Origin of the sequence: Terriglobus sp. TAA 43 (assembly GCF_000800015.1) — a bacterium.
Taxonomy (GTDB): domain Bacteria; phylum Acidobacteriota; class Terriglobia; order Terriglobales; family Acidobacteriaceae; genus Terriglobus.
The window spans coordinates 2,529,717-2,541,423 of sequence record NZ_JUGR01000001.1 but is presented as its reverse complement, the minus strand read 5'-3'; the positions used below and the strand labels follow the sequence as shown (position 1 = coordinate 2,541,423).

The window sequence follows — 11,707 nt, the reverse complement described above, 5'->3', positions numbered from 1 at the left end:
GAACGTGTAAGCGCTTATCTACTTACCAATGCAAAAGCTGGAGAAGATACGGTTCAGCACATCGTCTGCCGTGGTCTGCCCAGTGAGCGAATCCAACGCACGCAGGCATTCGTACAGATCCAGCAGCACCATCTCATGCGGTATGCCAGTGCGAGCCGCTCCTACAGCGCGTTCCAATGCTTCCAGCGCACTCTGCACCGCATCTCGTTGACGCAGGTTTGTCAACGTAGCGCCTGCTGCAGAGGGCTGCGATCCCGTCATGCGCAGAATCTCTTCACGAAGCTCTGCAATACCTTCGCCTGTCGCGGCAGAAGTGACCACGCCTTTTGCATTCGCAAGAAGAGACTGCGAACCGTGGCGGAGATCCGCCTTGTTCCACGCCACCAGCAGTGGGCGATTCTGCAGCGCCTCTGCCAGTGGCTCTTCAAGATAAGCCTCAAGCGTATTCGCTTGTGAGCTCGCGATCTCTGTCGCGTCCACAACAAGAAGCACCGCATCAGCATCAGCAATCGCGCGTCGCGAACGCTCCACACCCATGCGTTCCGCTTCGTCTGCTGTGTCGCGAATGCCCGCAGTATCCAGCAACTCCACCGGAATGCCGTTCAGGTTCACCCGCTCCGCAATCACATCGCGCGTAGTGCCCGGCGTGGCCGTAACAATCGCACGATCCTGCTCCACCAGCCGATTGAACAGCGAACTCTTGCCTGCGTTCGGCTTGCCCACAATGGCAAGCTGAAGTCCCTCCCGCATCAAACGCCCATGCGTAAAACTAGCCAGCAATGTTTGCAATGGTTGCTGCACATCGCGGACACCCGCAACGATCTCATCCGCCGCCATCGTGGGCGTGTCATCTTCTGCAAAGTCAATGCCCGCCTCAAGCGTTGCGATGAGAACCAGCAGTGCATCTTTTGCAGGACGAATCTCTGCGGCAATGCTGCCACTCATCTGCTCCGCCGCCAGCTTCGCCTGCTCCAGTGTTTGCGCATCAATCAGATCGCGCACCGCTTCAGCTTCCGTCAGGTCAAGACGCCCACGCAGAAATGCACGTTCGGTGAACTCACCCGCGCGCGCAGGCGTAGCGCCCAGTTCCACGCATCGCCGCAGCAACCAGTCCAACACTACAGGCGAACCATGCGCAGCAATCTCCACCACATCTTCACCGGTGTAACTTTGCGGCGCCTTGTAATACGTTGCAATGGCATCATCGATACGCGTGCCATCCGCATCGCGCAGAATGCCATAGACTGCATGGCGCGGCGCGGCCCACGAAATCTTTGCCAACAACTGCTGAGCCACAGCGAGCGCGTTGCTCCCAGACAAACGAACCACACCAATGCCACCACGTCCCGCAGGCGTAGCGACAGCAACAATAGTGGTCTCATCCAGAAGGTCGTGCATTGCACTCATGCACTTATCTTAGTGACTCCCCGAAGAAAGCATGCGAAAACCACAAAGGCCACACTCAGTACACGAACATCCTGTGTACTCGGTGTGGCCTTGTGAACTCTGGTGCTCTGAAGGAACTACTTTTTGGCCTGCTCGTCGATCCACTTCGACACACGCGCATCCAGCACAGTCAGCGGCAACGCGCCACCGTTCAGCACCTCGTCATGGAACGCCTTAATGTCGAACTTCGCACCCAGCTTCGCTTTTGCCTTCTCGCGCAGCTTGCGAATCTCAAGCTGACCCATCTTGTAGCTCAGCGCCTGTCCCGGCCATGCAATGTAGCGGTCTGTTTCCGTCTGCGCCAGCGCGTCGTTCACGTCGTTGGCATGCATGTAATCAATCACCTGCTGCCGCGTCCATCCCTTGTCATGGATGCCAGTGTCCACAACGAGTCGCACCGCGCGGAAGAGTTCGCTGTTCAGTCGGCCGTAGTCGCTAACGGGGTCCTGATAGAAACCAACTTCCTTGCCCAGTTCCTCTGAGTACAAAGCCCAGCCTTCGCTAAACGCGGAGTAGCCGCCGCGCAAACGGAACTTCGGCAATCCCTTCAACTGCTGCGCCACGCTGATCTGCATGTGATGCCCCGGCACACCCTCGTGATACGCAACGGCTTCATCCAGCACTAGCGTGCGCGTCGTCGGATTCGCAACCGCGACCACCACGCGGCCCGGACGCTTCCCGTCCGGCGTACCAGCGTTGTAGTGCGTGGCCTCCGCAGCAGCAAAATCAGGAATCGGCTCCACCGTCACAGGCGACTTAGGCAACAGGCCGAACAGTTCCGACAGCTTCGGCTCCATCTGCGCAATGTACCTGCGGAAGTCTTCCACGATCTGTTCTTCGCTCTTCGGCTTCCACTTCGGATCAGCATTAATGGCCGTTCGCATTGCGGCCAGATCCTTGTAGCCTGCCTTCTTCGCCAGCACGGTCATCTCCGCCGTGATGCGCTTTACCTCATCCAGTCCAAGCTGATGAACCGCCGCAGGCGTAATGTCCAGCGTCGTCATCTGCTTCACTGCTTCGGCATAGCGGCGCTTGCCGTCCGGCAGCGATTCAATCGAAAGCGCCTCGCGTCCCTTCGGTGCATAGTCATTGCGCAGAAACGCGGAGAACTTTGCGTACGCGGGGAAGACGTCATTGTTCACAGCATCGGTGATCTCCTGCGTCAACCGCGTCTTATCCGCATCGCTGAAGCTGGCGGGGAACTTCTTCGTAGGCAGAAGAAACGGATTCGCCTTCACCACGCCATCGCACTGCCCGGCGAGCTTCTCTGTGATGACCTTCGGCGGCATCAGGCCATCCTTCAGGCCAATGCGCATCACGTCCGTCGTCTCACTCAGCACGCGCGGAATCTGCTTCAAACGCGCAACGTAGTCTTCGTAATGCTTCACGGAATCGAACGGCATACTCAGCGCCAGGTCAGCCAGTCCGGTATGAATTCCGTTCTGCTGATTGATGGGCATCTCGTAATTCTTCAGCTCATAGCTCACATCGCCACGCTCCAGGCGATCCTGCAGCAATGCATGCGAGGTAACATCGGTGTCCGTCATGCCGTCGGTGGAGATAGCCTTCAGCCGCTTCAGGAAGTCATCGTTCTCCGCGTGATCGCGCTGAATGGAAGCAAGCGAATAGTCGCCCAGCTGGTCGTTGTAACGATAGTCGCCAAACGAAGTGGCTCCTGTCGGATTGCGCTTCAGCCCGTTCTGGAAATACTCCTCAAACAGCGCATTCTGCGCAGCCGTGCGGTCCGCAACGGAAGTTTGAGCAGGCAGTGAAACACACACAGAAACGGCTGTGCAGGCAAGCAACAGGGCAGACGTAATTCGCATGGAAATGAGCCTAGCAGACGGAGGCATTTATGCAACACCTTCCGGTCTGTCATCCCGTAGCCTTACCGCTGTCATCCCGTAGCGCAGCGAAGGGATCTGCATGTGTGCCGATCGCGGCAACACTGGTGGTACTATGCCACCCATGCCCAAAGTCCACGCCTACTGGGTGTACATCCTATCCAGCCGCTCCAGAACCCTTTATATCGGCGTCACGAACGACTTGGTACACCGCATTCTCCAGCACCGCGAAGGGAATGGGAGCGTTTTTACTCAACGCTATCGTGTGACACGCCTTGTCTATTTCGAGCAGTTTCAGTTCATCCACGATGCCATCGCGCGTGAGAAGGAGCTGAAAGACTGGCGTCGCGAGAAGAAGGTAACACTGATCGAGAGTGGCAATCCGTCGTGGAGCGATCTCGGTGAAGGATGGTCCCGTGAGGTTGTAACTCCCCAGTACGACTGGAAGCGCGAACGTGGTTAGAGCAAGCGGAGTCTGCTTGATAGACACATGCAGATCCCTCCGCTTCACTGCGGGATGACAGGTTGAACGTGTGTGGGACGTGCAAAGCGAAACGCAGCGACCTACGTCGCTGCGTTCAACGGTCCAAATTTGTAGAAGTACCTACCGGCGGCGGAAGCGTTCGCGAATTTTTGCCGCGCGGTCATCACGTTCGCGTGCCTGCCAGCCTTCGGGATACAGGACCACAAACCGGCTTGGGCCTTCACCACTGGATTCGGTGCGCAGCCCCTCAGCCTTCTTCAGCGCCAGGTGCAACATGCGGCGTTCGCGGCTGCTCATCGGCTCATAGCGGTAAGGCTTGCGGCTGTTCTTTACGGCTTCAATGCCTTCTTCCGCCAGGTCCAGAATCTCGCGATTGCGCTCCGCCTTGTAGCCGCACGCGTCGAAGCTGATGCGGTCGTGTTCTTCCGGCTCCAGCCGCAGAATCTTCGCGCACACATGCTCCAGCGAGCGCAGCAGTTCACCATCGCGCTGAATCAGCATCTGCTCGTCCGGGCCGCTCAACTCCACATAGATCAGGCGATCTTCCAGCCCATCCGGATCGGCGGCGCCCGCGCCAGCCACAATGCGGAAGCGGAGTTTGAATCCACCGGTAGAGGTCAGCATTCTCAGAAAATCTTGCGTCTGCTGGGCTGCGGTCTTCAGATCCTGCATGTGGGCGTTGTCTTCTTTCTTCAGGATCGTCGCCGCCCGGAGCGGTTGCCGTCCTGTGTCTCAAAGGTTATCGGTTACTTCTAAAAATACGCAGGAAAGGCTTATTCAGTTGCACTTTCCTGCGTATTTTCAGCAGTCTATCGCTTGCCCTGGATCGTCCGCGGTTGACCTGCCTTGCGGCGTGCACGCTTCGCAGCCAGCTCGCGCATTTCGCGGCCTTCCTTGGTCTGGTTCATCGCGAACTGCGCCAGGATCATGATGATGTTACCCACGCACCAATACAGCGCCAGACCCGACGAATAGTTCCACGTAATGAACCCGGAGAACAGCGGCATCGTGAACGCCATCATCTTCTGCTGCTGCGGATCCATACCCGGCGCAGGCATATAGAACTGCGTCAGGAACTGCGTCAGCACCATCACGATCGGCAGGATGTGGTACGGATCGGCCACGGTCAGGTCATGCAGCCAGAACCAATGCGCCTCGCGCAGCTCCACCACCTTGGGCAGCATGCCCAGCATGGCGAACAGGAGCGGGAACGTCAGCAGCGTCGGTACGCAGCCGCCGAACATGTTCACGCCGTTGTCCTTCTGCAGCGCCATGATCTCGGCGTTCATATCTGCACGCTTCGGATCGGTCACCTTGTACTTGGCATACTTCGCCTTGATGGCGTCCATCTGCGGCTGGATGCGCTGCATCTTCAGGCCGCTCTTCATGGTCTGGTAGCGGAACGGCAGGATCACAATGTTCACCACGATGGTGAGCACCACAATCGCCCATCCCCAGTTGCTGGCAACGTGATCGTGAATCCAGTTCAGCAGCAGGAACAGAGCCTTTGCGAACGGTCCCCAGAAACCAAAGTCAACAACCGGCTCCAGCGTCTCGCTCGATCCCGAAACCTTGATGCCCTTCAGCACATCGACAGACTTCGGTCCAACGTACACACGCATGCTGCTGCTGTTTTCCGTGCTGCCTGCAGCAATGCCCACAACCGGAACATCGACAGACTTCTCAGACACTGTGCCGTCACGATGCAGCTTGTTCACGTCGATGGTGTTGTGCAGCATAACCGCAGTCGCAGAACCAGCGTTATCCGGTAGGAACACCGCGGCAAAATAACCATCCGCTGTACCCGCATACTGCAGCGGAGCATTCAGCGTTTCGCCGCCGGAAACCTTCTTGAATTCGATGTGTTCGGCCTTGCCGTCCTTCATCGTTTCAATGCGCGAACCGTTGTAATCCAGCACCTGCTCCTGGTCGCCAAAGCCCGCAGGCCATGCCAGCAGAGCGCGCACCGGAGAGCCGTTCACCTTCGCAGTGACAGTGGCCTTCAACACGTAGGTGCTGTCAAAGCTGAAGGTCTTCTCCACATCCACGTTGCCCTGTGTGTAGTGGTAGGTCAGTGTCTGGGGAGCGGTTAGGTTGCCCGTGGCAGAAGGCACAAACAGAGCCTGCTTCAGGCCAGCCGTGGTGCCCGCGTCATAGGTGTGCAGCGACATGGGGAAGCCAAACTCGTGGCTCGCCTTCGCGTTCACCAGGTCCAGCGGAGCGCCGTAACGGCTCTTGAACTTCTTCAGAACCCACGATCGAACTTCCGCGCCGCGGTTGCTGAAGGTGATCTTGTACAGTTCGTTCTCAACGGTCGTGGTCTGCTCAGCAGCAGCGGAAACCGTGTTGCTGGCGCCACTGGCCGCAGGAGCCTGCACGGCGTTCGCGTTGAAGTCAGCTTTGCTGCCCGTCGGCGCACTTACCGGCGCGCTCTGGCTCTGTGTCTGCGCCGTGGGCGGCTGCAGCGGCTGCTTCTGCTTCGATTTATAGAACTGAAGCCCGGCAAATACGCCGAACATGACGACCAACATTACGAGGAAGGTGGTGTTGCTCTGCGAGCCGCCGCCTCCCTGATTAGGGTTCTTGATCTCTGCCACGTTTTCCTGTCTGGTTGGCGCGCCGGGTTCCGCGCCAAAGTATCCATTTCTCATTCTAAATCGTGAGTAATTCCCACGCTTTCCCCCGTCTAAATCATTGACGCGTGCTATGAAAGAGGCAGCATGAGCGTGATCCTCGTCGTCGGAAGCATCAACCTGGACCTGGTCAGCACCGTGGACCGCATCCCAACTCCCGGTGAAACGCTGCTGGGAAGCAGTTTTGCCACCATTCCCGGCGGTAAGGGAGCCAACCAGGCCGTCGCCGCCGGACGGCTGGGCGCTGCCGTCCACATGATCGGCCGGGTCGGAGCCGACAGTTTCGGGGAACTACTGCGGAATGCTCTCATCGTGGAAGGAATCGACACCTCCACCGTCGTCACCGTGGCAGGGCCCAGCGGCGTGGCCGCCATCACCGTGGCCGCCGACGGCACCAACAGCATCGTCGTCACGCCCGCAGCCAACGCCACCCTGCAACCCGCGGACATCGCCGCCGCACGATCCGAAATTCGCAAAGCCTCCATCGTCCTGGCCCAGTTGGAAACGCCGCTGGAGACCGTCACGGCGCTCGCAAAGGAGTGCTGCGAGGCGAAAATCCCCTTGATCCTCGACCCTGCACCCGCACAGCCGCTTCCGCTCGAGCTGCTGCGCTCCGTCACCTGGCTCACACCCAACGAATCAGAGACGCGCACCCTGCTCGGCCGCACCACCGTCATGACAGAAGCCAAAGCCGCCGAACGACTGCTGGCTCTGGGCGCGCGTAACGTCATCCTGAAACTCGGTGCGCGCGGAGTCTATCTGGCAGGCGCGGACGTGCCGACCCCTGCGTTCGTTCCCTCGCCCGACCTTCGCGCTGTCGACACCACCGCCGCGGGCGACTGCTTCAACGGCGCCTTCGCCGTCGCTCTCACCGAAGGCCGCGCGCCGGTAGAAGCTGCCGCCTTCGCCTGCGCCGCCGCGGCACTTTCCATCACCCGGACCGGAGCGCAGACAGGCATGCCCTACCGCTCCGACGTGAATAAGCTGCTGCGCTCGCTTGCGTAATCCGAGCGGCTATTCCTGAACCCTCATGCCGCTGGGCGCACCCAGCGTCGCATAGCTCAAAGCACCCAGCAGCGTCACCGCGGAACACACCGCAAACGCCAGCGTAAAGCTGTGCGTGCGATCTACGATCATCCCTGTCACCACTGGAGCCACCGACGCAATCAGGAAGCTGGCGAAGTTCTGCAGCGCACCCAGAGCAGAAACCAGGTGCGACGGGCTAACAGCCTGCACATAGCCCCATCCGCTGGTGCCGCCAAACTGAATAAACCCAAACGCAACGCTGATGCTGATCACCGCAGCGGGCAATGAATACGCATGCGACGCGAAGAACGACGCGGCTGCGCTCAGCACCATGCCCACAATGATCTGTGTGCGATGAATCGAGGTTAGCTTGTAACCGCGTGCAGCAAATGCATCGGCCAGAAAGCCGCTGGCCAACATGCCGAACGCACCGGCAAGAAAAGGAATCGCCGCAAGCCACCCACTCTGCGACAGCGACAGATGCCGCTCCGTCTGCAGATATCCCGGCAGCCACGCAATGTAGAGCCACGCGGTGTAATTCACACCGCCAAAGCCCAGCATCATGCCCCACACCGTGCGCTGCGTCAGCAACTCACGATAAACGCTGCCCGTGGGAATAGCTGTGAGCGTTTCATCGCTGTACATCGTCGCCGCACGCGGACGATGCAGCAGCAGCCACAACACCGCAACGACCAATCCTGCGGCACCCAGCACCTCAAACATGCCGCGCCAGCCAATGCGCAACATCAGCAGCGTAAGCAAAGGTGGCGCAGCAGCAAGCCCAAACGTCTGCGACGAACTCATCAGCGCCGTGGCGCGTCCGCGAGTACCGCGGCTGAACCATTCCCGAACACTGCGAATGCCGCTGGGATAAAACGGAGCCTCACCTGCTCCCAACAGAATGCGCAGAATGATGAACACGGGAAACGACGTAACGAAGCCAGTCAGCAGTTGCGCCAGGCTCCAAACCGCAAGCCCAATGCCCAGCATCATCCGCGTCCCCAGCCGATCCAGCCACGCCACCAACCCAAGCTGCGCAAACCCATACGACAACGAGAAGGAAGACAGCAGCCAACCCATCTGCGCATTGTTCAGGTGCAGCTCACCGCGCACAACGGTGTTCGCAACCGACAGCGACGAGCGGTCAAAGAAGTTCACGATGCCCGCTGTAAAAAGCAGGACGAGCGTAATGCCCTGATGCGCACGAAGGCTGCGTTCCCTGGTTGCAAATGCGGTCAAAACGGCAGCCTCGTCTACGTTGGGGTCGAATCCACCCTAACGCACAGCGCGGTTCGCGTACAACGTAGACACGTAACCAGCGCCAAAACCATTGTCGATATTGGTCACCGTAATGTTGGGCGAACAACTGTTCAACATGCCCAGCAGCGCCGCCACACCACCAAAGGCCGCACCATAACCAACGCTCGTAGGTACCGCAATCACTGGCACGGCAACAAGCCCACCCACAACAGAAGGCAACGCACCTTCCATGCCTGCACAGCAGATGACTGCATCCGTCTCGCGAATCGCATTCAGATGCGCAAGCAACCGATGCAATCCCGCAACACCAACATCCGTGAATCGTGAAACCGTCGCACCAAAGAAATCCGCAGTAATGGCAGCTTCTTCTGCAACACTCAGATCGCTCGTGCCCGCACAGACAACGGCAACACGTCCGCCGCTCTTCTTCGCACCCTCGCCACACGTAATACAGCGAGCGCGTGCGTGATACTTCGCATCGGGAACCAGCTTCAGCGTCGCTTCAAAAGCAGCGGCATCCGCACGAGTAGCCAACGCGGGCGTCCCGCTGGCATGAATACGCGCAAGAATAGCGGCGGTCTCTTCCGAGGTCTTTCCCGCAGCAAATACCACTTCCGGCAGACCACTGCGGAGCGAACGATGATGATCCACCTTCGCGAACTCAAGGTCTTCAAAAGGCAGTGAAGCCAACTTGTCCGCAGTCTGTTCCGCGGTCAGCTTGCCTGCTTCCAGTTCACGCAGCAGATGAAGAAGTGCATCACGCTGCATGATTAGCCTTCAAGAGCGAATCAATGGACAACAGCGCATTCATGCTGCCGCTGCGATAGCCTTCCGTGTCCAGCGTGACATACGTGAACCCCGCAGCCTTCACTGCCGTGGTGATCTGCGAAAGCATATCCAGTGACAAAGCCTTTACCAATTCACCGCGCTCAATCTCTACACGCGCTAACTCGCCATGGTGCCGCACACGTAGCTGACGGAACCCAAGCGTTAGCAAAGCCTCTTCCGCTTCTTCCACTTGTCGCAAAGCTTCTGCGGTCACAGGGCGACCATACTCAAGCCGTGAAGACAAGCAAGCCGATGCAGGACGGTCCCACACTTCCAATCCAAAATGCTGCGCCAACGCGCGAATCTCCTGTTTACCCAGTGAAGCATCGGCAAGCGGAGCCACCGCATGATGATTCGCCGCAGCACGCTGTCCCGGACGAAAGTCACCACTGTCATCGCGGTTGCGACCGTAGGCAATCGTCGTAATGCCGGTCTCGCTCAACATGCGTTCCATCGTGAGAAACAGTTCGTCCTTGCAATGGAAACAGCGCGCACCATCGTTACGCACATACTCCGCGCGATCCATCTCGCTGGTCTGCACCACGCGCAACGGAATGTTGTTGTCTTCTGCGAACTTGATTGCGAAAGCAAGATGCGTACGCGGCAGCGAAGGCGAATCGGCAATCACGGCAACCATCTTGTCGCCAAGAACCTGGTACGCCTCCCAGGCAAGATACGCGGAGTCCACACCACCGCTGTACGCCACGGCCATGCGATCATACCGGCGCAGCTCCGCGTGCAACTGTTCACGAAGCTGCGCCAGTGCGGTATCCATCGTTACTTCGCCTCAGGCAGATCGCGCGAAAGGTCCTTGCGCGACGGGTTATCCAGCTTTTCCTTCGTAGCCCACAGACCCGCAGAAGGTGTGCTGATGTAGAACACCTCTTCGCCATCCGGCATCGTGTTCCAGCCTTCCTTCATCACTGCAGGGTCATAGCGCTTCTGCATCTCTTCGCAGTCCGCGTAACCATAACCCACCTGCTCAATCTCTTCCTTCGTGAGATGACCCGGCGCGTACGTAATGTGAAAACGGCCTTCGCTGCTGCCGTGAATCAAGTGAGCTACACCATGCGGAATTTCCTGCATGTCAGCTTCTGTCTTATAAAGAGCCAGCGTGCGCGGCGTTCCCTTGTAGCCATACTTGCGGATCAGCGCATCCACTTCCGGCTGCTCACCAAAGCGCTCCACACCAGGCGCAATGATCAGCAATTCACCACCATCGGCAATCACCATGCGCGTACGGTAAACAGCCTTGTTCGCCACCCACGTCGCGCGGAACTCATCCGCCTGCATCACCGCAACGACCTTCTTGATCGGCTTATCGAACAGCGTAATGTTCTGTTCGCGGCTCTGCTTTGCAGCCTGCAGATACGTATCCAGATCGTCGCCCACAAAGATGCCGCTGGTCACCAGCTTATTGTCCGCATCGCGCTGCATCACAATCTGCAGATACACGTCAGGCAGATTGTGCAGATGCTCGTTCTCGCTCCAGTTGTAGCAGGCGCGCAGCGGAGTAATCAGGCAGCCAAGGTTGTTCTCAATGCCATACACCGCAGCCGCAATATGCGACGCGCAGATAGTGTCCTTGCCACCCAGACCGATGTAGTAGTTCTTGTTGTGATTCGCAAAACCAAGCACTTCATGCGGCACCACGTGACCCAGGTTAATGATCAGGTCCCACTGCTCATCCATCAGCTTGCTGTTCAGATCAACGGGAATATCCCAGTCCGCCGCGCCGTCCGTGGTTTCCTTCACCAGCGCAGCAGGAATGGTCGCCACCTTGGTCACACCGTTGCGCCAATCGTGCGGGAAGATGCGGTCATTCGGAATCGATCCGAACATCCACTTGTTCTCCGCCTCGGTGTGCGGCACATGCTGGCCCAGCGTGGGAATCACTTCCACATGCGCGTCCGGCAGCGCGTTGTAAACATACTCGGTGATCCAGCCAACGCCGGAGTGTGCGCGAGTAAGATCGGGCGGCAGCAGCAGAACGCGCTTCAGATCCTTGTTGATGCGTGTGCGCGCTTCACTCAAAAGGCGGTCGCAGGCTTCCTTAATCTGTGCGTCCGAGACGTGCGGTGCTTGTACGGTAAACCAGGCCACGGTGACTTTCCTTCAGCGGCGAATGCCGCACTTTCCAACTGATTTGGAGAGCTCGGTGGAAGCCGAGCCCCTTCAAGAAATGT

General features: G+C 58.5%; 10 protein-coding genes. 2 read left to right on the top strand and 8 right to left on the bottom strand.

All coding sequences use genetic code 11. From position 1 onward, the window contains the following. Positions 1-18 precede the first annotated feature (18 nt). Both mnmE and M504_RS10850 read right to left on the bottom strand, forming a co-directional pair. A complete protein-coding gene (gene mnmE, locus M504_RS10855) occupies positions 19-1,407 on the bottom strand; it encodes a tRNA uridine-5-carboxymethylaminomethyl(34) synthesis GTPase MnmE (protein ID WP_084214275.1) in 1,389 nt (462 codons plus the stop codon). A 116-nt stretch (positions 1,408-1,523) separates the two neighbouring features. Next, entirely contained in the window at positions 1,524-3,299 is a 1,776-nt protein-coding gene (locus M504_RS10850) for a DUF885 family protein (RefSeq protein ID WP_232296248.1), read from the bottom strand. A 73-nt stretch (positions 3,300-3,372) separates the two neighbouring features. Between M504_RS10850 and M504_RS10845 the strand changes: the two genes are divergently transcribed. Beyond that, positions 3,373-3,753, top strand: a complete 381-nt coding sequence (locus M504_RS10845; protein ID WP_232296247.1) for a GIY-YIG nuclease family protein — start codon at positions 3,373-3,375, stop codon at positions 3,751-3,753. Positions 3,754-3,894: 141 nt separating this feature from the next. On the opposite strand, the gene M504_RS10840 is transcribed toward M504_RS10845, so the two are convergent. Beyond that, complete coding sequence (locus tag M504_RS10840; protein ID WP_047491131.1) at positions 3,895-4,446, bottom strand: R3H domain-containing nucleic acid-binding protein; 552 nt, start codon at positions 4,444-4,446, stop codon at positions 3,895-3,897. 137 nt (positions 4,447-4,583) lie between these two features. Next, positions 4,584-6,371, bottom strand: a complete 1,788-nt coding sequence (gene yidC / locus M504_RS10835; RefSeq protein ID WP_047494486.1) for a membrane protein insertase YidC — start codon at positions 6,369-6,371, stop codon at positions 4,584-4,586. Between the two features lie 123 nt (positions 6,372-6,494). Here yidC and rbsK point away from each other — a divergent pair, with 123 nt between their 5' ends. Then, positions 6,495-7,412, top strand: coding sequence for a ribokinase (gene rbsK / locus M504_RS10830; RefSeq protein WP_047491125.1), 918 nt, complete (start codon positions 6,495-6,497; stop codon positions 7,410-7,412). Between the two features lie 9 nt (positions 7,413-7,421). On the opposite strand, the gene M504_RS10825 is transcribed toward rbsK, so the two are convergent. The 4 genes from M504_RS10825 to M504_RS10810 are packed head-to-tail and all read right to left on the bottom strand — an operon-like array spanning position 7,422 to position 11,624. Next, a complete protein-coding gene (locus tag M504_RS10825; protein WP_047491122.1) occupies positions 7,422-8,672 on the bottom strand; it encodes an MFS transporter in 1,251 nt (416 codons plus the stop codon). A gap of 36 nt (positions 8,673-8,708) precedes the next feature. After that, positions 8,709-9,461, bottom strand: coding sequence for a nickel pincer cofactor biosynthesis protein LarB (gene larB / locus M504_RS10820; protein ID WP_047491118.1), 753 nt, complete (start codon positions 9,459-9,461; stop codon positions 8,709-8,711). Beyond that, positions 9,451-10,296, bottom strand: coding sequence for an ATP-dependent sacrificial sulfur transferase LarE (gene larE, locus M504_RS10815; RefSeq protein ID WP_047491113.1), 846 nt, complete (start codon positions 10,294-10,296; stop codon positions 9,451-9,453). Before larE ends, larB begins: the two co-directional genes overlap by 11 nt. 2 nt (positions 10,297-10,298) lie before the next feature. Then, entirely contained in the window at positions 10,299-11,624 is a 1,326-nt protein-coding gene (locus M504_RS10810) for a lactate racemase domain-containing protein (RefSeq protein WP_047491106.1), read from the bottom strand. Positions 11,625-11,707: the final 83 nt, after the last annotated feature.